The organism is Paenibacillus sp. FSL R7-277 (assembly GCF_000517965.1).
GTDB classification, from domain to species: Bacteria; Bacillota; Bacilli; order Paenibacillales; family Paenibacillaceae; genus Paenibacillus_AQ; species Paenibacillus_AQ silagei.
This window is the reverse complement of sequence record NZ_ASPX01000028.1, coordinates 87,150-108,125: the sequence shown is the minus strand read 5'-3', so window position 1 is coordinate 108,125 and position 20,976 is coordinate 87,150. Positions and strand designations below refer to the sequence as shown.

General features: G+C 51.0%; 20 protein-coding genes. 1 reads left to right on the top strand and 19 read right to left on the bottom strand.

The genetic code is table 11. The annotated features are described in order from the left end of the window. Nucleotides 1-120 precede the first annotated feature (120 nt). The 19 genes from C173_RS11070 to sleB all read right to left on the bottom strand — a co-directional run bounded on the left by C173_RS11070 (nucleotide 121) and on the right by sleB (nucleotide 18,818). Nucleotides 121-1,647, bottom strand: a complete 1,527-nt coding sequence (locus tag C173_RS11070) for a DEAD/DEAH box helicase (RefSeq protein WP_036724770.1) — start codon at nucleotides 1,645-1,647, stop codon at nucleotides 121-123. Between the two features lie 220 nt (nucleotides 1,648-1,867). Then, nucleotides 1,868-2,440, bottom strand: a complete 573-nt coding sequence (gene pduL / locus C173_RS11065; RefSeq protein WP_036692683.1) for a phosphate propanoyltransferase — start codon at nucleotides 2,438-2,440, stop codon at nucleotides 1,868-1,870. A gap of 161 nt (nucleotides 2,441-2,601) precedes the next feature. Next, nucleotides 2,602-3,588: a dipeptidase gene (locus C173_RS11060; RefSeq protein WP_036724769.1), complete on the bottom strand. Its 987-nt coding sequence runs from the start codon at nucleotides 3,586-3,588 to the stop codon at nucleotides 2,602-2,604. 159 nt (nucleotides 3,589-3,747) lie between these two features. After that, nucleotides 3,748-4,008, bottom strand: coding sequence for a stage V sporulation protein S (locus C173_RS11055; RefSeq protein ID WP_019910496.1), 261 nt, complete (start codon nucleotides 4,006-4,008; stop codon nucleotides 3,748-3,750). Nucleotides 4,009-4,223: 215 nt separating this feature from the next. Next, nucleotides 4,224-5,018: a TIGR00282 family metallophosphoesterase gene (locus tag C173_RS11050; protein WP_036724768.1), complete on the bottom strand. Its 795-nt coding sequence runs from the start codon at nucleotides 5,016-5,018 to the stop codon at nucleotides 4,224-4,226. A 146-nt stretch (nucleotides 5,019-5,164) separates the two neighbouring features. Beyond that, nucleotides 5,165-6,706, bottom strand: coding sequence for a ribonuclease Y (gene rny / locus C173_RS11045; RefSeq protein WP_036724766.1), 1,542 nt, complete (start codon nucleotides 6,704-6,706; stop codon nucleotides 5,165-5,167). Between the two features lie 309 nt (nucleotides 6,707-7,015). Further along, on the bottom strand, nucleotides 7,016-7,753 hold the full coding sequence (locus C173_RS11040; protein ID WP_036724764.1) for a regulatory protein RecX: 738 nt from the start codon (nucleotides 7,751-7,753) through the stop codon (nucleotides 7,016-7,018). Between the two features lie 115 nt (nucleotides 7,754-7,868). Further along, nucleotides 7,869-8,933 (bottom strand): recombinase RecA, encoded by a 1,065-nt coding sequence (gene recA, locus C173_RS11035; RefSeq protein WP_036724761.1) that lies wholly within the window; start codon nucleotides 8,931-8,933, stop codon nucleotides 7,869-7,871. A 297-nt stretch (nucleotides 8,934-9,230) separates the two neighbouring features. Next, on the bottom strand, nucleotides 9,231-10,520 hold the full coding sequence (locus C173_RS11030; RefSeq protein ID WP_036724759.1) for a competence/damage-inducible protein A: 1,290 nt from the start codon (nucleotides 10,518-10,520) through the stop codon (nucleotides 9,231-9,233). 58 nt (nucleotides 10,521-10,578) lie between these two features. Then, a complete protein-coding gene (gene pgsA, locus C173_RS11025; protein ID WP_036724758.1) occupies nucleotides 10,579-11,166 on the bottom strand; it encodes a CDP-diacylglycerol--glycerol-3-phosphate 3-phosphatidyltransferase in 588 nt (195 codons plus the stop codon). A 149-nt stretch (nucleotides 11,167-11,315) separates the two neighbouring features. Continuing rightward, nucleotides 11,316-11,807, bottom strand: a complete 492-nt coding sequence (locus C173_RS11020; protein ID WP_036724757.1) for a YajQ family cyclic di-GMP-binding protein — start codon at nucleotides 11,805-11,807, stop codon at nucleotides 11,316-11,318. 134 nt (nucleotides 11,808-11,941) lie between these two features. Continuing rightward, nucleotides 11,942-12,103, bottom strand: coding sequence for a hypothetical protein (locus C173_RS34650; protein WP_179090467.1), 162 nt, complete (start codon nucleotides 12,101-12,103; stop codon nucleotides 11,942-11,944). Between the two features lie 83 nt (nucleotides 12,104-12,186). After that, complete coding sequence (locus C173_RS11015; protein WP_036724756.1) at nucleotides 12,187-13,134, bottom strand: RodZ domain-containing protein; 948 nt, start codon at nucleotides 13,132-13,134, stop codon at nucleotides 12,187-12,189. 48 nt (nucleotides 13,135-13,182) lie between these two features. Further along, nucleotides 13,183-13,965, bottom strand: a complete 783-nt coding sequence (locus tag C173_RS11010; RefSeq protein ID WP_036724755.1) for a DUF3388 domain-containing protein — start codon at nucleotides 13,963-13,965, stop codon at nucleotides 13,183-13,185. A gap of 132 nt (nucleotides 13,966-14,097) precedes the next feature. Further along, nucleotides 14,098-14,358, bottom strand: coding sequence for a DUF3243 domain-containing protein (locus C173_RS11005; protein WP_036692667.1), 261 nt, complete (start codon nucleotides 14,356-14,358; stop codon nucleotides 14,098-14,100). Between the two features lie 132 nt (nucleotides 14,359-14,490). Further along, the gene (gene ymfI, locus C173_RS11000; protein WP_036724753.1) at nucleotides 14,491-15,258 is read right to left on the bottom strand and encodes an elongation factor P 5-aminopentanone reductase; all 768 of its coding nucleotides are present in this window, start codon (nucleotides 15,256-15,258) and stop codon (nucleotides 14,491-14,493) included. Beyond that, nucleotides 15,258-16,538 carry an EF-P 5-aminopentanol modification-associated protein YfmH gene (yfmH, locus tag C173_RS10995; protein ID WP_036724752.1) on the bottom strand — a complete coding sequence of 427 codons (1,281 nt, stop codon included), beginning with the start codon at nucleotides 16,536-16,538 and terminating at the stop codon, nucleotides 15,258-15,260. The genes ymfI and yfmH overlap by 1 nt, the downstream gene beginning before the upstream one ends. A 2-nt stretch (nucleotides 16,539-16,540) precedes the next feature. Further along, complete coding sequence (gene yfmF / locus C173_RS10990; RefSeq protein ID WP_036724751.1) at nucleotides 16,541-17,821, bottom strand: EF-P 5-aminopentanol modification-associated protein YfmF; 1,281 nt, start codon at nucleotides 17,819-17,821, stop codon at nucleotides 16,541-16,543. 145 nt (nucleotides 17,822-17,966) lie between these two features. Further along, a complete protein-coding gene (sleB, locus tag C173_RS10985) occupies nucleotides 17,967-18,818 on the bottom strand; it encodes a spore cortex-lytic enzyme (protein WP_036724779.1) in 852 nt (283 codons plus the stop codon). Between the two features lie 172 nt (nucleotides 18,819-18,990). Between sleB and C173_RS10980 the strand changes: the two genes are divergently transcribed. Then, nucleotides 18,991-20,967 (top strand): AraC family transcriptional regulator, encoded by a 1,977-nt coding sequence (locus tag C173_RS10980; RefSeq protein WP_036724750.1) that lies wholly within the window; start codon nucleotides 18,991-18,993, stop codon nucleotides 20,965-20,967. Nucleotides 20,968-20,976 lie beyond the last annotated feature (9 nt).

Below are 20,976 nucleotides of genomic sequence, written 5' to 3'. Positions count from 1 at the left end.
CGATATAACCGTTAAGAGGCCATGGAGCAGACAAACCCCCGCCATTTTCAGTGAGATACTGAGAATGGCGGGTGTTTGTGTTAGATAAGGTCAATCATTACTGCACGTTACAAAATCGAATTACGAGCGGCCCGCTTTAGCCGCTGGACGGCTGGACGGACGTCCGCTCTGACCGCCAGGTCTGCTGCCCGAAGGGTTTGAACGGCCGTATGAACCGCTGGACGATTTCTGGCTCTGGCTGCCGCCTGGACGCCCGTTGGCATTAGCCTGGCCCCCCGAAGCACCTCTCGCTCCACCGCCAGCATAACTGCTGCCCGATGCGCTTCTAGCTCCACTGCCTGCTTGACCGCTTCCAGAAGCGCCTTTAGCGCCACCTGTGTTGCCGCCGCTCTGCTGTTTGCCTTGCGCGAACCATTCCGACTTCGGCTTGCGGGGCGGATTCGTCTTGGCTTTCTGCGACGGTTTGACCGGCGCTTTGCCGGGACGGTCTGCCAGCAATGCCAGATTGCTCTTAGACATCGGATACGCATGCTCCTTGATCTCCGGAATCGTCTTGCCAATCAGCTTCTGGATATCCTTCAGATACGGAATTTCCTCCGCTTCGCACAGCGAGATGGCGATGCCGCTCATCCCCGCACGGCCGGTCCGGCCAATACGGTGAACATAGGTTTCCGGGATATTCGGCAGGTTGAAGTTGATGACATGGGACAACTCATCAATATCAATTCCGCGCGCAGCGATGTCTGTAGCTACCAGTACGCGTGTCGCTCCGCTCTTGAAATTTCTCAGCGCATTCTGGCGCTCATTCTGTGATTTGTTCCCGTGAATGGCCTGTGCTGTAATATTAATGCGGGTTAAATCCCGGGTTACCCGGTCCGCGCCGCGTTTGGTGCGTGTGAATACCAGTGCCGATACAATCGACGGGTCCTGCAGCAGACGGTTCAGCTGATTCTGCTTATTTCCGTTCTCCAGCAGATAGATCGACTGCTCAATTCTGTCTACCGTGGAGGATACCGGAGTAATCTCGATTTTCACCGGATTGACGAGCAGTGTTTTCACCAGCTGCGAAATCTCCGCAGGCATAGTGGCTGAGAAGAACAACGTCTGCTTCTTGAGCGGCATCTTGGCGATAATCCGCTTCACATCATGAATGAAGCCCATGTCCAGCATGCGGTCCGCTTCATCCAGCACGAGAATCTGCACATGCTGCAGATCCACACGCTTTTGGCTGATCAGGTCGATTAGACGGCCCGGTGTAGCAATCAGAATATCGGCACCAATTGCCAGCGCCCGCTCCTGGGCCTTCTGTGATACGCCACCGACAATGGCTGTCGAACGGATCGTTGTGAACTTGCTGTAGGCCTGAATATTCTCCTGAATTTGCAGCGCCAGCTCGCGGGTAGGCGTAAGGATCAGGGAGCGGATACGTTTAGTCCCACCAGTTCTGGCCTGCTGGCTAAGCAGCTGAATAATCGGCAACGAGAAGGCCGCCGTTTTACCGGTACCCGTCTGTGCACAGCCCAGGATGTCTCTGCCGGCTAAGGCCGCAGGAATAGACTCTTCCTGGATCGGGGTCGGGGATGTATAGTTTTCCAGGCTAAGCGCCTTAAGAATCGGGGGGATCAGGTTCAAATCGTTAAATGTCATTTTATCTCCTTCATTGTGCATACATATATTGGTGAATCCTTAATTCCATTACTGTATATTCCTTTTGCGGCGTCTCCACATAGCGCTCAGCAAAGTCATAACACATAATGATAACACATAAAAGCGAATATGAAAACTTTCATTTCTTTCTTTTCAAAAAAATCTACAACAAAAGAGCAGAGGAAGGGTCCCCTGCTCTTGTCTTACCTATTATAAAATACTAGTCTAGGATTTCAGCGGTATCGCCATTATTGGCACCGGCAGCGTTAGCTTCATCGGTATCGATGTGCATGTCCAGCTTGAAGCTGTCGGATACGCGTGCAATCACGTTCTCCAGCACCAGGCCGCGTTCGCCGCCCAGACGTACCTTCAGGAGCTGCTTATCGGCAATGCCCCAAGCTTCTGCTTCGGAAGTGTGGAAGTGAATGTGGCGCGCTGCTACAATAACACCAGTCTCCAGCTCAACTTCACCGGCAGGTCCTTTAATCGTAATTCCTGGTGTTCCTTCAATATTGCCGGATTCACGGACAGGTGCCTTCACGCCGAGGCTGAAGGAGTCTGTGCGGGATACTTCCAGCTGCGAAGCCGGACGGGCAGGTCCGAGGATTCTTACTTTGTCGAACTTCCCTTTCGAACCAATGACAGCCACTTGCTCATTCGCTGCGAATTGTCCGGGTTGGGACAGAGGTTTGAACTCGGTCAATTGATAACCTGGGCCAAACAATGCTTCTACGTGCTCCTGCGTAAGGTGAATATGCCGGGCCGACACACCTACGGGTACAGTCTTGCTCATTTTTAAGTCACTCCTTGTATTTTCTCTAGTATCTGTACAAGCCACTGAACATTATACATCTAATTTCCCGAAAATAAAAAGACCCGCATCACAATGCGAGGCTTTTTTCCGGGCATATTACGATTCTGTGAATGCTTCATCCTGGTTTTTCCAATTCATAGTCACTTCCTGGTGAGAAAAGAGGGTAAACCTGCGGAAGAAGGCAGCTGCTCCTTCAAGAACCCCAGCGCATTCTCATACAGCCAGCCCCGCACATCAGCTTCGGGATAGTATTTCAGCAGCATCTCGGCGAACTCCGCATATTGCCCCGGATGCTCCAGCCCTTCTACCCACGCTTCAATTCCGTCAAAATCCGAGCCGAACATCAGCTGTCCGCTCCCGCCAAGACCACAGACATGCTCAATATGCCTCCGCATATCCTCCCGCCGGGCCGCTCCTTCATCCCGCACGAACCAGGGGACAAAGGTAAGCCCGATTCGCCCATCCTTGGCAATCAGTGCCTTCAGCTGCTCATCACTCAGGTTGCGGGGATGACTGCAGACCGCTGCGCAATTCGAATGCGAAGCAATGAACGGACGGGTACTGAGCTCCAGCAGCTCCCAGAATCCCGCCGGGGCCAAATGCGACACATCCAGCAGCATTCCGCTCCCGTTGCACCAGTCGATCAGCTTCCGGCCATGCTCAGTGAACCCGCCGTTCCGCCGCTCCAGCACACCGTCCGCCGCCCAGTTGGCATAGTTCCAGGTAATCCCCAGGCAACGCACACCCAGCTCGAAGCATAACTGGGCATAGAACAGATTGCCCTCCAGACCGTCCACGCCCTCCAGAGAGAGCATTCCATAGGCCGGTGCAGTGAAGCTGCCTTCCTGCACTTCTTCCTTCCACCTCAGCCACTGCAGCCCTCCAGGACCGGTAACCTTTTGATGGAAGCACTCGATTTGCCCCAGAATATCCTCGAACTTTGCCCTTCCGCGCACCGTAGACAAATAGATGGCAAAAACCTGCAGTCCGACATTTCCCTCTGTCAGCCGCTCTGCGGTCACATCCATCCGGGGATCATTCTTAAAGTCTATCCCTGGATTCGCCTGCAGCTTACTCAGAGCATCACAATGAAAATCCGCCACCTTCAGCTTCCTGTTTCCCACCATAGGTCAGCTCTCCTTCTTTCTTCACCTGCTGAATATCCAAATGAACCGTTGACGGCCCAGCGTCTATTTCATGTATATGCACCTAACTGAAGCGGCAGTCAGCACAGCAAAAAGCCTGTTTACAATGTAAACAGGCCTAATCTAAATGATTCACTTGAGTTATCTAGGTTCCACAATAAGTTTGATTGCCGTCCGGTCTTCCCCATCAATCACTATATCCGTAAAAGCCGGAATACAGATCAAGTCCACTCCGCTGGGTGCGACAAATCCCCGGGCGATGGCAACGGCCTTCACGGCCTGGTTCAGTGCTCCTGCTCCAATAGCTTGTAGCTCGGCCGATCCACGTTCGCGAAGAACACCTGCTAATGCGCCAGCAACGGAATTTGGATTGGATTTAGCTGATACTTTTAATACATCCATAGTAAGTACCTCCCCTGGGAAAATGATGGTGTTCTTCTTCCACTACAGTAGATGTTATTCGCTTCAGAAGAATTAATTCCTTCTTTTTGCGGACCTCTCCGGAGAAAATAGTTCAAAAGATACTCTTTTTCGATATAATAAATATCACACTTCACCCAAAACAAAATGAGTATTACCGAATTACCTATTTGCAAGTAGAAACGGCATTGCCGTCCTTAGCTCATCACCCATTCATCCTCACGCAGCCGGATCTTCTCCAGTCGTGTCGCTCTGCCTGTAGCTTCATCAAGTTCTGCGAATAGACCATGCAGCTGCCATTTGCCTTCGTCGACTACAAACCGGGAGGGAAGCTGAGTTGTAAATTTATAGATGATCGCATCCTTTTCCATACCCAGAATCCCTTCTCTTGAACCAACCATACCCGCATCTGTAAGATACGCTGTACCTCCAGGCAGGATCACATCATCATTACTCTGCACATGAGTATGTGTGCCGACTACAATCGAAGCCATTCCATCCATAAAATAGCCCATCGCAATTTTCTCGGAGGTTGCTTCCGCATGGAAATCCACCAGAATGCACTTATGCTCTCTGCGCAGTTCCTCCACAATCTCCTCGCCTACCCGGAACGGGTCATCAATCGCCGGAAGAAAGGTACGGCCCTGCAGATTCACAATCGCCAGCTGCTTGCCGTTCCCCTTAACAACGGTATATCCACGGCCCGGTGTCCCCGGCGGAAAGTTAGCCGGACGGATGATCCGCGGCTCGTCGTCGATGAACTCGAAGATATCCTTGTTATCCCAGGTGTGGTTACCCATCGTAATACCGTGGATACCCCAGTTAAAGAATTCGTTAGCGATAGCAGCGGTGATCCCTCTGCCGGCAGCGGCATTTTCACCATTGGCAATGATGATATGCGGCTGATATTTGCTTTTCAGGGAAGGCAGCATTTCACGCAGCGCTTTTCTGCCTGTATTGCCTACAATGTCTCCGATAAATAAAACTTTAATAATCTTCTCCTCCTAAATTTTGGGTTTGTGTATGCTCTGCCAACCATAAATCGCTGCTTAAGTATAATTTCACCTATTCTGCTTCATTCCAAACTCCACGGCGTGCTGCATGAAAAAAGGCCCCGCAAGGGGGCCGATTTCCTTATTTATTTCGCATATTCTACAGCGCGTGTCTCGCGGATTACCGTAACCTTGATATGACCCGGATAATCCAGCTCACTCTCAATCATCTTCGTAATATCGCGGGCCAGACGGAAGCTTTCGGCATCATCAATCTTCTCAGGCTGTACCATTACGCGAACCTCGCGGCCCGCCTGAATGGCATAGGATTTCTCGACACCCTCGAAGGACTCCGAGATCTCCTCCAGCTTTTCCAGACGTTTGATGTACGTTTCCAGGGTCTCACGGCGTGCACCTGGACGGGCAGCCGACAAAGCATCAGCAGCACCAACCAGCATAGCAATAACCGAGGTAGCCTCGCAATCTCCATGGTGGGACGCGATACTGTTGATAACCACCGGATGTTCCTTGTACTTCTTCGCCAGTTCGACGCCGATTTCAACATGCGAACCTTCCACTTCATGATCAAGCGCTTTGCCGATATCATGCAGCAGTCCGGCACGTTTTGCAAGCACGATGTCTTCCCCAAGCTCACCGGCCATAAGTCCAGTCAAATAAGCAACCTCCATGGAGTGCTTCAGTACGTTTTGACCGTAGCTCGTGCGGAATTTCAGGCGACCCAGAATTTTGATCAGATCCGGGTGCAGACCATGAACGCCAACCTCGAAGGTAGCTTGTTCACCGTATTCGCGAATCCGTTCATCCACTTCTTTGCGGGATTTCTCCACCATTTCTTCAATACGTGCAGGATGGATACGTCCGTCTGCGACCAGCTTCTCCAGTGCCGTACGGGCCACTTCGCGGCGGATCGGATCAAATCCTGACAGAATAACGGCTTCCGGCGTATCATCAATAATAAGATCAATCCCGGTCAGAGTCTCCAGCGCACGGATATTGCGGCCTTCACGACCGATAATCCGGCCCTTCATCTCTTCATTCGGCAAGGTAACGACAGATACCGTAGTTTCCGCCACATGATCAGCCGCACAGCGTTGAATCGCCAAGGTGATAATCTCACGGGCTTTCTTGTCCGCTTCTTCCTTAGCTTGCTGTTCGATTTCCTTGATCATCTGAGCAGTTTCATGGCGAACTTCCTGTTCTACATTGCTGAGAATGATACTTCTGGCATCATCGATGCTCAGATTGGAGATACGTTCCAGTTCAGTAACCTGATTCTTGTAAATTACATCAATTTGCTGTTGGGTTTCATCAATTCGTTTCTCTTTGTTAGCTACTTGTTCTTCTTTTCGTTCAAGCGATTCCATTTTTTTATCCAGCGATTCTTCCTTTTGCAGCAAACGTCGCTCTTGCCGTTGGATTTCATTCCGACGTTCACGAGTTTCTTTCTCAGCTTCGGTACGGATTCTATGAACTTCGTCCTTAGCCTCAAGTACCGTTTCCTTCTTCAGCGCCTCCGCCTCTTTCTTCGCGTTCTCCACGATGACTACGGCTTCTTTCTCTGCGCTGGAAATCTTAGCTTCTGCAAGGGATTTACGAATAAAATAACCGAATCCAAAGAATGCTGCAGCTACAACGAGAACGACAATGACCCAGATCAATGGATCCATCTGTTCACCTCCTCGTTGATATCCTCCAAGGATCTTCCCTTGGGTATTTGTGCAGTTGTTAAACTATCCGTTCATCACCATACAAAAAACCGGTAATACACCGATTGCCATACTGCACATGCTGCACATGCACATTGCCCGCCTTATCCGGCGATTACATTTCATATGAGTTGTACGCGAACCGGAACATAAGAGTCTGCTTTTTGGGAAGGAAAAAGGATTCTTAGTTTATGCCGATTCATGTTATATTTTATTATTTATAAAAAGACCTTGTCAAGAGAGTCGATAACCGTAATAAAGTCAAGAGAATCAATCCGGGAAGTAAAACTCCTCTTCTTCCCCCCCAGAATCCTGCTCATCCCGCAGAATCCCGATCACCTGGCGCACCATTTCTCCTGAGAATCCCCGGCGCATCAGGAACGCCCCTGTCTTCCGGCGTTTGTCGTTCACATCTCCCCGGATCGTACTCCATTTCTTCCGTCCGGTCTGCAGCGCGCTCTCCAGCTCCTGCTCGGGTGTGATCTCATCCAGCGCTTCCGCAATCAGCGACTTATCAATCCCTTTCTCCCGCAGCTCCTGCCGGATCCACATCTTGCCCTTACGCTGATTCACAATCCGCTGCTCCGCCCACTGTTTGGCGTACAAGGGATCATCAAGCAGACGTTCCTCCTGCAGGCGGAGCAGAACTTCGGCAATAACAGTCTCCCCTATTTCCTTCTCCCTTAAACGGCGGGCCATCTCCTGTGCGGTTCTGGGTTTGCGCTCCAGATACCTAAGCCCCTCCACATACCCCCGCTGGCGCTCGTCTGCGGCAACGATATCCTCCAGATCCGCTTTTACAAAAGCACTCCCGGTAATCATCCGGTATTTGATCATGACATCTTCATGAACAGTCATGTTGTAGTCTCCGAAATGGATTAGATAACGATAATTAGACTTCTTAAGCCGCTCTACCTTTGTAATTACCAGCTCTTGATCTGCCGGGAAATCCGCCAGCACCTGCTGCTCATCCTGTTCCTCGAATTCCTCATCCAATTGGATAACCATCCTGCCAATCACCTACTTAAGCTGAAATATTTACGAAAAGGCACCCTGTTATATCTTCACAGGGCGCCTATCCATCTTGACTTCATTATTCAATTAGAAGTAGAGGAGTACTTAATTACTCAATCTCAAGCAGCAGCTTCTCTTCTTCCTCTTGCTCCGCAGCCACAGCCGCTTCAGATGGTGGCTCTACCAGAGTCGTGAGATTACTTGCCTCACGGATCTTGTTCTCGATCAGCAGAGCAATATCCTGATGTTCCTTCAGGAACTGCTTGGAATTCTCCCGTCCTTGACCCAGACGTTCGCCTTCATAGGAATACCAGGCACCGCTCTTGTTGACAATATCCATCTCCGTACCGATATCCACAAGGCTTCCCTCTCTGGAGATTCCTTCGCCGTACATGATATCTACATCCGCTTGCTTGAACGGAGGCGCTACCTTGTTCTTCACAACCTTGATCTTCGTGCGGTTACCCACGACATCGTTACCCATCTTGATACTCTCTACCCGGCGCACATCCAGACGGACAGAGGAATAGAACTTCAGAGCGCGCCCACCCGGAGTGGTCTCAGGGTTACCGAACATTACGCCGATCTTCTCACGAAGCTGGTTAATGAAGATCGCAATAGTGTTGGATTTGTTAATGGCACCAGACAGCTTCCGCAAGGCCTGGGACATCAGACGGGCCTGCAAGCCTACGTGGGAATCACCCATGTCGCCTTCAATTTCTGCCTTCGGCACAAGTGCTGCTACAGAGTCAACTACAATGATGTCTACTGCTCCGCTGCGTACAAGCGCTTCAGCGATTTCCAGGGCCTGTTCACCCGTATCAGGCTGGGACAGCAGCAGTTCATCAATGTTAACGCCAAGCGCCTTGGCATACTTGGGATCAAGCGCATGCTCAGCATCGATGAAGGCAGCTTGTCCGCCCTGCTTCTGTACTTCAGCGATCGCATGAAGTGCAACCGTCGTCTTACCGGAAGATTCCGGTCCATATACTTCAATAATACGTCCTTTGGGAAGTCCGCCAATACCTAGTGCAATATCAAGTGCCAAAGATCCGCTAGGTACAACTTCCACTTTCATGTGAGTGGATTCTCCCAGTTTCATTACCGAACCTTTACCGAATTGTTTTTCTATTTGACGAAGCGCCATATCAAGCGCTGCACGACGATCTGACAATCAGACCACTTCCTTCACTGTTTATAGTATTATAATAACGTGTTTTGAAGGGCTTGCCAAGTCTTTTTTAGAACATACATTCGTTTTTTTTGCTCCCGGGGATGATACTCCCTTTTATTGTAAGATACATGCCTCCTTCCGGATGCAAAACTCAGCAGGTGCTTCTCTTCCGCTTCTTACGTTAATAGGAACAGCCAAAGGATAATTTGTTATACCTAATATAAAACAAAAAACCGCAGCATGATCGCTCAAGCCACGGTTCTTCCGTATACATGAATTATATACCGGCCCGTACAGTTATTGCAAGGCCGAGCCTTCCAGCGGAGTAGCAACCTTGCGTTCTTCCAGGCGGCGCCACAACCGGTACAGCAGCGCCTTGACGGTGCGCAGCCGGATGTTCTCACGGGTGCCCTTCAGATTCAGCTCATATACCTCTGTCTTGCAGCCCCGCTCAGCCAGTCCTACGAACACAAGACCCACCGGCTTGCGCTCGGAATATCCCGGTCCGGCTACACCGGTAACCGATAAGCCGAAGTCCGTGTCACCGATCATACGCACCTGCTCAGCCAGTACCTCCGCAACCTCGCGGCTCACCGCTCCCGGGGCATCCGGACCTTCAAGCATGGCGGAAGGCACATTCAGCAGTTTCTTCTTAATATCATTGGAATAACACACGATCCCTCCGGCAAACATGGAGGCGCTGCCCGGAATATTCGTAATGCTCTCCATCAGCAGACCGCCTGTACAACTCTCGGCAGCACTTAGAGTGAGTCCCGCATCCGCCATCCAGTCCACAATCAGCTGCTCCAGCGGCACATCGATGTTGGCATACAGATTCTCCGGCAGAATGTCCGCAATCGTCTTCTCCAGAGCATCGAGCTTGACCATAGCTTCCCGCTCGGACGGCGCCTTGGTGGAGATGCGCACGGTCACTTCGCCTTCCTTGGCATACGGGGCAATCGTTGGATCGCTCTGGCTGCGGATCAGCTCAATCAGCTTGTCCTCCAGCAGCGACTCGCCAATCCCGGCGAACTTCAGCATCTTCGAGTAGAGCGGCATTTCACCAGTAAGTGCATGCTGCTGAAGCCATGGCTTGGCCTTATCCGTGAACATCGGCTTCATCTCCCGGGGCGGGCCGGGCAGCACGATATAATATTTGTCCTCTTCTGCAAAAGCAATCCCTACCGCAAGGCCGGTATCATTGGACAGAGGAGTCGTCCCTTCAATGACAAGCGCCTGCTTGCGGTTATTCTCAGTCATTACAATCTTGCGGTCATCGAAGAAGCGCTGCACATGATCCATGGCTAGCTGGTCGATGTGCAGGGTCCGGCCAAGCGCCGCAGCCAGCGCATCCTTGGTCAGATCATCCTCGGTCGGACCAATGCCGCCCGTGAACAATATAACATCCGCCCGGCTCTGAGCAATCCGGATCGCTTCCAGAAGGCGGTTTTTGTTATCTCCCACAACGGTCTGAAAATAAACGTCAATGCCTAATGAAGCCAGCTCGACTGAAAGAAACTGGGCATTGCTGTTCACGATTTGTCCAAGTAAAAGTTCTGTTCCAACGGCAATAATCTCTGCTTTCATAGCTGACGTTCTCCTCCTGATTGTAGGTATCCTGCAAGGTTAAGCCTGTTCCAGCCTCTCAGGCTTTGTTCAAATCCAGCAGATCCTTATTCTTCACGAAATAATCAATGCCAGAGTAAATGGTAATGATGGCTGCCGCCCAGATGGCAATGTCATCCACAGGGATGCTGACGAACTGGAACGGGAAATTGTTAAGCAGCAGCAGGGAAATAGCAACAATCTGAATCACTGTTTTTACCTTTCCCCATTTGCTTGCAGCCACTACCTTCCCTTCCAGCAGTGCCACCTGGCGCAGGCCGGTCACGGCAAACTCGCGGCTGATGATGACAATGGCAATCCAGGAATCGCATCTTCCCAGCTCGACCAGCGAGATCAGCACGGCCGAGACCAGCAGCTTATCCGCAAGCGGATCGAGCAGCTTGCCCAGATTGGTGACCATGTTATATTTTCTGGCTATGTAACCGTCAATTCCATCTGTACTGGCTGCCAGCAGAAAAATAACTGCCGCGACCAAGTGATTAATTGAAAGCTGAAAGGAGCCCCAATGTATCGGTTCCGGATAGAAGCTGAAGTCCACCAGCAGAAAAAACATCATGATTGGGATAAGGCAAATACGTGCTAATGTGATGCGGTTGGGTAAATTCACTGAAGTTTCCTCCCCTAGTCCATACGAATCCGGTATTCCAGCAATTTCTTCAAAACTGCTTAGCTAGTATATTATAGCCATAAATAAGTGTCAAAAAAACATGAAGCACCCCGCAAGTAAGGTAAGTATACACTGCGGGGCACATGATCTTACTTTAAATTGTTAAACTGTAAATCAAGCGGCAAATCAGCCTTGCGTAAAAGCTGGATAATCTGCTGGAGATCGTCGCGGCTTTTGCCGGTCACACGGATCTGATCACCCTGGATCGTGCTCTTAACCTTCAGCTTGGAATCGCGGATCAGAATATTGATCTTCTTCGCGTTCTCCTGGTCTATCCCTTGCCGCAGTCCCAGCCGCTGGCGCACTGTGCCGAGCGAAGCCGGCTCCACTTTGCCGAAATCCATATTCTTCAGCGTGATTCCACGCTTCACCATCTTGGTCTGGAGGATATCAATAACTGCATTCAGCTTGTATTCATCCTCTGAGGCGATGACAAGCGCATCCTTCTCCAGCTTCAGGCTGCTCTTGCTGTTCTTGAAATCAAACCGGTTATCGATTTCCTTCTCGGTCTGATGAACCGCATTGGTCAGCTCCTGCATATCCATCTTGGATACGATATCAAATGAACTTTCTGAACTCATGGTTCCACATCCTTTACTTACAATTAGTCTGTTCCTATTATATGAGATAGGGGCTCTTAAGTCTAATACTGGAAAAGAGTGCACCTAAAAACACGCCTCCCGGAACCTGTCCGGGAGACGCTCACCTCTAAATATTATCTGCTGCGTGCAGGAGCCCGGAACATATCCAGAATCCCCAGTAGAACATGTGCCAGTCCAAAGCCCAGAATACCATATCCCCAGGCGCCCGGTGTCAAATAATACCCCAGGAGACTGACAATAATGCCAAGCCCTGTTACAATCCAGCTGACGGTCATGAGAGAATACACCTCACTTTGGCGAGAGAACTGTTAAACACTTCTAGGTTCTCCAATCCGCCAAAGACTATACATCGGATGTATTATTCTCCGGTATTACTCCCGCCAGCAGCGCCGTCCGTACCGCTGTCCAGTTCAAGCAGCAGACGCGAGGAGGTTTTGCCGTCGGTAATAGCCTGTCCGTTGACCGAAATCGCGGTAGCTGGTGAATATCCCGATTTGATATACATGCCTTCGCTGTCCAGCGTGAAGCTGAGATTATCGCCGGCCTTGGTGTTCCCGAAGCTGAGCTTCTCCCCCTTGGAGTTCTCGCCCTTGTACACTTCAAGCCAGCTGACTCCGGTTGAGGCAATCACGACCTGAACCTGGCTTCCGGCAGGCGCGGAGACCTTATAGATCGTTGTCTTGCCCGATTTACGGTCCTGAGTAACGGTGACAGCACCCGGAGAAGCCGATGGAGACGGCTCTGGAGTTGCAGCAGGCGCAGTGGTTGCCGCGGCTCCTGCATCAGGTGTAGCTGCCGCATCCGCTGTCGCTGAAGGCACTGCACCGCCTCCAGCGGCAGTAGGAGAAGGCTTAGCCTTAGCCGGATCTTGCGTCGCGGTAGTCATGCTTGCATTATCCGCTTTCTCCGGCGAATCATTATTCATCGTGGAAGAGGCATATAAGTAGATGACCACCAGAATCAGCACCGGGAAGGTCCACATCAGCAAGGTCGGGAGCCACTTGGCGTTACGCTCCGTTTCAGGCTTGCGGCTGCGCTTCTGAATCACGGTCTCCATGGTAGTATCGACGGGAGCAGCAGGCACATTGCCGTGCTCCTCCATCAGCTCATCCGGGTTAACCCCGACTGCCTCGGCATAGGTTTTGATAAAGGCCCGGACATAAAAGCTGCCCGGAAGCACTTTATAATCCCCTGCTTCGATGGCTTCCAAATATTTTTTGCGGATCTTTGTTACTTCCTGGACATCATCAAGACTCATCCCTTTTTGCAGACGAGCCTCCTTCAAATGCCGGCCCAGTTCCGACATACCATCACCTCCTGAATGTTGTGTGAGCAATGCTCTTAATGAAATATATTAAAGATCTTCACTGTAGCTTGTCGTAAACGACTCGTACAATATCTCTTCGTTCGGAGAATTGCGCAGCTCAATAATAATATCGAAGTCATCGAAGGTGAATTCGGACTCCCGCACAAAAATATCAGGATGCTCAATCACCTTGGTGCTTGCCATACTCATGACATTCTGCAGCAGGTTATAATGCTTCTCGTTCGAGCGGATGGTGCTGACGATCCCGTCAATGATAAATACATTATGCGGATTCATCTCGTCTTCGGCGAGCTGGCTGCGGACGGTCTGGCGCAGCAGCGTAGAGGAGACAAACGTCCAGCGCTTCATCGCACAGACGCTGCCGGCAATAATCGATTCTGTCTTGCCTACCCGCGGCATGCCACGTAGTCCTATAACCTGATTGCCTTCTCTCTTAAACAGCTCGCCCAGAAAATCGACCAGCAGCCCGAGCTCATCGCGGGTGAAGCGGAAGGTCTTGCGGTCATCCGAATCCCGGTCGATGTACCGTCCATGCCGGACCGCCAGCCGGTCCACAAGCCGCGGTGTACGGAGTGCCGTAACCGTTATATTATCAACTTTCTTGAGCATTTCGCCCATCAGCATGATCTTCTCATCGTCGCTGGTTTCCAGCAGCATTCCGCGCGTCTTGCCTTCCACGCCGTTAATCGTCAGAATATTGACTTCCAGCATCCCCAGCATGGAAGCAATGTCGCCTAACAGACCGGGTCTGTTCTTATGTATCTTATATTCCATATACCATTGTTTATATTCCACTTGTGCGCACCTCATAGATTCCTTTTCCCTGCATGTTGTTTCAGATACACGGGTCATGTTAATGATATATAAAAAAAAATTGAAAGGCAAGGACACGATTGTAATAATTGCAGAAAAGCTCCCGCAAGGGGAGCTTCTTCCGCGTACCTATGCGTTTTTCTTCGCCAGTTTGACCATGAGTCCGGCAATGGTATGCTTCTCATCATCCGTTCCGACATCCCACAGCTCTTTGATGGCCCGGTTGGAATAGTTGCCCGGATCGACCTTCTTATCGAGGAATTCCCCGATTTCGAACGCCAGCTTGGTGATGGTCTCGTCGCTCATCCCCATTTTTTCAGCCTGAATGACCCGGTCGCCCAAAAAACTTTTCCAGGTATCAAAGTTCTTCACTACGGAATCTGTTGACATCTTAAATCCTCCTCAGGTTTGTAATGATATTGAGATTTAGAAGCAACAGTTATAATATGTCTCAAGCCGGAAGGTCTTATGCTGGAGCATTTCTCCAGAGCAGGCTTATGGTTCCTGGCATTATACCGGTTATTACGTAATCCAGCCGCCGTTCGGACTGATGACCTGACCCGTAATATAACCGGACTCAGGCAGCGCCAGAAAATAAACAAGCGAGGATATATCCTCAGGGGTAGCCAGCCTCCCCGCAGGGATCTCCTCCTCCAGCATTTTCAGTTCATCCGCCTGCAGATTGGACAGCATGGCCGTGTGAACTGCTCCAGGCGCTACAGCGTTAACAGTGACCTTGGAGGGGGCAAGCTCCTTGGCAAGCGCCTTGGTAAAAGCATTCACTCCGCCCTTACTGGCCGAATAAGCCACTTCACAGGAGGCACCCGAGATCCCCCACACAGAAGACACATTAATGATCCGGCCGTAACGCTGCGTGACCATATAAGGCATGAAAATCTGGCTGCACATGAAGGTGCCCTTCAGATTCACCGCCATGATATCGTCCCACTCCTCCTCGGTCAGATCGGCTAACATGCCATAATGAGCTTTCCCGGCATTATTGACCAGGATATCCGGCATCATGCCGCTGCTCTCCAGCCTTTCGGCCATGCGTACGAGCTGACTGCGGTCTTTCATGTCCGCCGCTACGGTCATTACCTTCGCCCCCAGCGCCAGACAGCGCCGGGCCACATCATTTGCCGCTTCATGCGAATTCATATAATGAATCACAATGTTCATTCCCACCGAAGCAAAACGCTCAGCGATCGCGCCGCCGATTCCCCCGCTGCCCCCGGTAATGAGCACTGTCATTTCGCCAATCGGTTTGCTGTCCTCTCCCGGTAACATCATTAAGGACTCACCACCAGCGATACGGCCAGCTGCTCCCAGTTCACATGATCATGGAGCCGGGCATTCACTTCATCCAGAGTGATCGATTCATACAGGGGAAGCACTTCAAACAGATCTCCTCCACGGAACTGGTAACGGGTGAACTCATGGGCAATGCTCTCCGGCGAATTCAGCATCCGCAGGAAGCCGCCGATTTTCTTTTTGCGGGCCCGTTCGAAATCCTTCTCCGCGAAGCCCGTCTCCAGAATGCGTCCAACTTCTGCCTTAATCCGTTCAAGCAGCAGACCCGGATCTTTGGTATCGCCGCCGATCGCCGAAAAGGCATACTCCGCAGAGCTGTTAAATTCATGGCCGAAGCTGTCCGAGATCAATTCCTCGTCATAGAGCTTCTGATACAATGCCGTACTGCTGCCAAACAGCAGGTCCAGCATCAGCTTCGTGGTCAGATCACGGCGCACCGCCGCTTCACCGCTCAGACCATCCACCTTTTCCTTGAAGCCGAACATCATTTTGGGAATGGAGACAGCAAGTCTGCTCTCCACATGCTTCGAGGCTACCTGCTCAGGCTCCTCCGCGAAGATACGCGTAATTTCACCCTGCTTCTCATAGCTCTTGCCTTGCTGATTGCTGCGGATCAGTTCAAATACCTGCTCAGGGTCCACTCCGCCGACAACGAACAGCAGCATATTGCTGGGATGATAGAAGGAGTTGTAGCAGGTGTACAGCGTTTCCTTCGTAATGGTTGCGATGGATTCGATCGTTCCGGCAATATCAATGTGAACCGGGTGAGTAGCATACATAGCTTCAATCAGCCCGAAATAGACGCGCCAGTCAGGATTGTCGGCATACATATTGATTTCCTGCCCAATAATTCCCTTCTCCTTCTCCACGTTCTCATCGGTAAAATAAGGACGCTGCACAAAATCAACCAGCGTGCTGAGATTCTGCTCAATGTTCTCCGTGGCCGAGAAAAGATAGACCGTCTGGTCGAAGCTGGTGAAGGCATTGGCCGATGCGCCATTCGACGCAAAGGTGGCAAAAATGTCGCCTTCCGGCTCCTCAAACATTTTATGCTCCAGGAAGTGGGCAATTCCGTCCGGTACTGTAGTCTCCTCGCTGCCCGCCACCTTGAAGTGATTGTCTACCGAACCGTATTTCGTGGCAAAGGTGGCGTAGGTTTTGAGAAAAGCCGGCTTCGGCAGCACATACACCTGCAGTCCGTTATCCATAACCTCGTGATAAAGCGTTTCTTGAAGCCGTTCGTAATGGAGCTTCTCCATCCCTATTCCTCCTTCCCTGTCAGGAAATAAATCGTATCCAGCTCAAAAGTATCCGCTGCAGCCTTCACTTCAGCCGCCCCCATGCCGTCGACCTGGTCCATCAGCTCCTGGGCAGAACGGTCTTTGCCGGATAGCTGGCGGTTGAAATCAAAGGAAATCATCTCAAACGCCGAATCCTGAATCTCGGACAGCAGGTTGCGGATCATCGCCTTCGTCTGGCTAAGCTCCAGGTCAGTGATATTGCCGGCCTTCAGCTCATCTAGCTGCTTGCGGATAATATCAACGGCTTTGCCGTAGTTCTGGGTCTCGATCCCCGATTGAATCGTTCCGATGCCCTTATGCCCGTCATAACGGGAGGAGGCGTAATACGCCAGACTCTCCTTCTCACGGACATTGACGAACAGCTTGGAATGCGGGTAACCGCCAAGAATACCGTTGTACATCAGCGCGGAAGCATACCGGTCATCCTTGTAGGTAATCGAGGTCCGCAGCCCCATGTTCAGCTTGCCTTGATTCACATCCAGCTTCTCCTCTACCGTCCGCACTTCCGTAACCGATACCGGAGTGAAGTCCGAGGTGTAGCCTCCGGCTTCGGAGTGATGGGCCCGGCCAAAATGAGCTATCACCAGCTTCTCGACCTCCTCAGGTGTGGTATCGCCCACAACATACAGATCAAGCGTAGCTCCATTCAGCCAGGAGGTATAGCTCTGGTACAGCGTCTCAGGCGTGATAGCATCCAGATCGGCCCGTTGACCGAGGGGATGGAGACGGTAAGGCTCGTTGCGGCACATTTCCTCAATGCAGCGTTCTGCCGCGTAGCGGATTTTGTCATTCACAATGGATTCCAGCTTCTTGCGGATCGTCTCGCGTTCTGTAGCTACATAAGAAGCCCGGAAGCTTCCATTCTCAAGCAGGGGACGGGTCAATACCTCTCCCAGAAAAGCAAAGGATTCACCAAGCAGGCTCTCCTTGCTCTGCACAAAGGAATCATTGATCGTATCCATCCGGAACTGGACAATCTGGTAATCCCCGCGTTTATAAATATCGAAGCCGAAGCCGGCACCGTACAGCTCCTCCAGACGCTCGCGGAATTGAGTAGTTTCCGGATAGGACGCTGTCCCCCGGCGGAGTACAAACGGAACCAGTGCGGTAGAAGTCACTGTACTTTCTTCAAGCGGAACGCCTGCATACAGTGAGATGGCGAATGTCTTGAACGCCTTGGTCGGCAGAACATGTATGCGCATGCCTGCGGCATGGCCATGTTGAAATGCATTATTAGTCAAGTCCAAAACTCCTTTGCAGCGTGGATGGATGCTCTATAACAAGTTTATGAAGTATTATCCATTCTAAACCATTCCAAAGTAAGGAAGCAACCGGAGGACAGCGTACCGGTTGCTCTTACGGAGGGTTGTATACAGACACAGTAAGCTACATGCAGAAAATATGCTGGCCGATCGTCTTCACCTGCGGACGGGACCAAATCCACTTGGAAGTCGCCGTCTTGGGATTGAAGTAATAGATACAGCCGCCCGACGGGTCCCAGCCGCTCAGTGCCTGCTGCACTGCCTTGCGTGCCTGTTCATTAGGCTCCAGATAGATCTGTCCGTCAGCAACGGCGGTGAAGGCTCCCGGCTGGAAAATGACGCCCGAAGGCGTATTTGGGAAGCTTGGGGATTTTACACGGTTAAGAATGACTGCGGCTACAGCCACCTGTCCTTCAAAAGGTTCGCCGCGTGACTCGCCGTAAACCGCGTTAGCCATGATCTTCAGATCGTTTTCGGACAAGCCCATGGTATTGCCGGAGGACAGTTCAGCCGTATTGGTTTTGGCTGCAGCTGCGCCGGAGGGCGCTTTCTTCTGGGCGGTAGACGTCTCGGGCGCTGTCGGCTTCCAGGCTGTAGTCGCATTGTATAGCTTAAGCTTCGTCTTGGCCCCGACTACCCCGTCGGATTTCAGGCCGAATTTCCACTGAAACCAGGTGACAGCATTTTTGGTTTTGGTCCCGAACTGGCTGTCAATCTTCCCGTTAAAATAACCAAGGTACTTCAATCTTCCCTGCAACTCATAGACATCCTGCCCGGAGGAGCCGACCTTAAGCGGAGTTGTGCCGAACACGGGCATGGCTTCCTCCCCTTCATCAGGGCTATCTGCGGCAACCTGTTCTGCTGCATATGGCTTGGCATAGATCAAATCATGATCTTTGAAGACTGCACCGGCAAACGGTGCAGCTGCAAGGGCAAGGGTAACGGCGGCAATGATCCACTGCTTATGTTTTGTCATGGGATTCGCTCTACCTTTCTCTTGGAAGTTCTGCATGAATGGCTAAAGTTATTATGACGACTGGCAGGACTTCCTATGCATGACCGCAAATCAAGGAACCGTAAATTCATTGCAACTGAGAACGATTATCAACTATACTTGGGTTATGAAACAACAGGAGTTGAGAAGAAACATGGATTTTAAGGACCATATTGTACTGTGGAACCATGCTGCTGTAGAAGTTATCGATATCCGCAAGGCCTCATTCATTTCTGGACAACCTCCGCTGAAGTATCGCCTTCCGGCTAGTACATACCTGTATATCGTTCGCGGCAGCGCAAGTCTGCTTATAGATGACAGCCGATATGAAATCAGCGGCGCAACTGTCTTTCACGGGGGCAAAGGCACTACGATTAAATTGCTAAAAACACATGAAATTCTGGAATATTACCTTATTATGTACCGTACAACGTTAACCTTGCCTGCGCGCCGCAATCTTACAGCGCTTTTGGAGCGCAGCAAGCCTTTTACCGCGTCATATCATTGCACTCCGGCCCATCCCCTGCCGCTGTATGAGCTTCTAGACCAGATGTATGGGGAGTGGCAGACAGGCCGCGACCTTGAGCATCTGCATGTCAAAGCCCTGTTCTATCAGTGGGTCCATGAGCTGCTTCATCAGATGCAGGGGCAGGAGCTGCACCCGCTTAGAGCAGATGTGCTCGACCAGGCTGTACGCTATATGCATGATTCTTACAGCAGGCCGTTCACCCTGGATACACTAGCCGACACTTTGGGCACCAGCCCGAGGACATTATCGAGGTTATTCCGCATGCGGCTTCAGAGCAGCCCCGCCCAATATCTGGTTCAGATTCGCATGGACAAGGCACGTGAGCTATTGCTGGGCACAGAAGCCACACTGCATGATATTGCAGCTGCTGTGGGCTATCCGGATGCGTATTCTTTTGGAAAAATGTTCAAAAAGCACTTCGGAAACTCACCAGTAAGGTACAAAAATTCTGTGCAGGCCGCTTCCCCGTGGCGGGATATGATATCTGCGCTGTCTGCAAATGACATTGCCCGTGAAGGCACTCTCGGATATATTGATGATGATAATCATTATCAATATGATCTAAAAGGAGCGTCATCCATGTTCAGAACGTCTAAGCCATCCCTAATGTTAACCTTGTTGTTATGCTTCACCATAGTGTTAAGTGCCTGTTCCTCAGGAACTGCCACAACAACGACGGCGGGCAACGGCAGCAATACGCCAACCTCTTCGCCTGCTGCGACGGCATCCTCTACAACGTCCCCTGACAACACTGCAGCCGAGGCACAGACCCGGACAATCTCTACAATAAAAGGGGATATTGAGGTGCCTGCCAATCCTCAGCGTGTCGTTGTGTTGTACTTGCTGGGCGATGTTCTGGCGCTGGGCATTAAGCCCGTAGGTGTCTCTAGTGTAAATGAAGGTGCTGCCTTCGAGAACGAATTGAAAGATGTACAGAAGTTGGGAAGTTGGTTCGAGGCCAGCCCGGAAGCTGTCTTATCGCTTGATCCCGATCTGATTATCGTTCCTTCCGAGGAAACTTACAATGCATTGCATGATATCGCACCCACCGTATTGGTGCCTTATGAGAAAATGACAACCGCTGAGCGGGTCAGCTTTATTGGACACACTCTTAATAAGGAAGATCAGGCCACCAGCCTATTAAATGATTTCAATGCCAAAGTGGAGGACAGTAAGCTGAAGCTGAAGGAAGCGGGAATTCTAGATTCGACCATCTCCATCATGGAAGGCGGCGGAGAACGCAGTATGTTAGTGATTATGAGCAAACAGTATGGCCGGGGTTCGCAGGTCTTATATGAATATCTTGGCATGAAGGCACCGGAGAAGATTCAGCAAAAAATAGATAGCAAGACCGATGTCGGCGGGGAGTCTGTATCCTTTGAAGTCATTACCGATTACAGCGGAGATTATATCTTCCGTTCCTCTTATGACGGAATGACTGACCTGACGGGAGACCCGATCTGGAACAGTATTCCGGCAGTCAAGGAAGGCCGGTTAATGAATATCGACTTCGGATTATCGTATTACAATGATATCTACTCCCTAAATGCGCAGCTTGATTACATGGTTGATGCTCTGCTTGCAGCTCCCCGGGTGAAGTAATACCAATGG

Bases quoted from the DNA above. Each gene is read 5' to 3' on its own strand.
- C173_RS11070 (WP_036724770.1), bottom strand. From the start codon at position 1,647: ATGACATTTAACGATTTGAACCTGATCCCCCCGATTCTTAAGGCGCTT.
- pduL (WP_036692683.1), bottom strand. From the start codon at position 2,440: ATGAGCAAGACTGTACCCGTAGGTGTGTCGGCCCGGCATATTCACCTT.
- C173_RS11060 (WP_036724769.1), bottom strand. From the start codon at position 3,588: ATGGTGGGAAACAGGAAGCTGAAGGTGGCGGATTTTCATTGTGATGCT.
- C173_RS11055 (WP_019910496.1), bottom strand. From the start codon at position 4,008: ATGGATGTATTAAAAGTATCAGCTAAATCCAATCCAAATTCCGTTGCT.
- rny (WP_036724766.1), bottom strand. From the start codon at position 6,706: ATGGATCCATTGATCTGGGTCATTGTCGTTCTCGTTGTAGCTGCAGCA.
- C173_RS11040 (WP_036724764.1), bottom strand. From the start codon at position 7,753: ATGGTTATCCAATTGGATGAGGAATTCGAGGAACAGGATGAGCAGCAG.
- C173_RS11030 (WP_036724759.1), bottom strand. From the start codon at position 10,520: ATGAAAGCAGAGATTATTGCCGTTGGAACAGAACTTTTACTTGGACAA.
- C173_RS11020 (WP_036724757.1), bottom strand. From the start codon at position 11,807: ATGAGTTCAGAAAGTTCATTTGATATCGTATCCAAGATGGATATGCAG.
- C173_RS34650 (WP_179090467.1), bottom strand. From the start codon at position 12,103: ATGACCGTCAGCTGGATTGTAACAGGGCTTGGCATTATTGTCAGTCTC.
- C173_RS11015 (WP_036724756.1), bottom strand. From the start codon at position 13,134: ATGTCGGAACTGGGCCGGCATTTGAAGGAGGCTCGTCTGCAAAAAGGG.
- C173_RS11010 (WP_036724755.1), bottom strand. From the start codon at position 13,965: ATGAGGTGCGCACAAGTGGAATATAAACAATGGTATATGGAATATAAG.
- C173_RS11005 (WP_036692667.1), bottom strand. From the start codon at position 14,358: ATGTCAACAGATTCCGTAGTGAAGAACTTTGATACCTGGAAAAGTTTT.
- ymfI (WP_036724753.1), bottom strand. From the start codon at position 15,258: ATGATGTTACCGGGAGAGGACAGCAAACCGATTGGCGAAATGACAGTG.
- yfmH (WP_036724752.1), bottom strand. From the start codon at position 16,538: ATGGAGAAGCTCCATTACGAACGGCTTCAAGAAACGCTTTATCACGAG.
- sleB (WP_036724779.1), bottom strand. From the start codon at position 18,818: ATGACAAAACATAAGCAGTGGATCATTGCCGCCGTTACCCTTGCCCTT.
- C173_RS10980 (WP_036724750.1), top strand. From the start codon at position 18,991: ATGGATTTTAAGGACCATATTGTACTGTGGAACCATGCTGCTGTAGAA.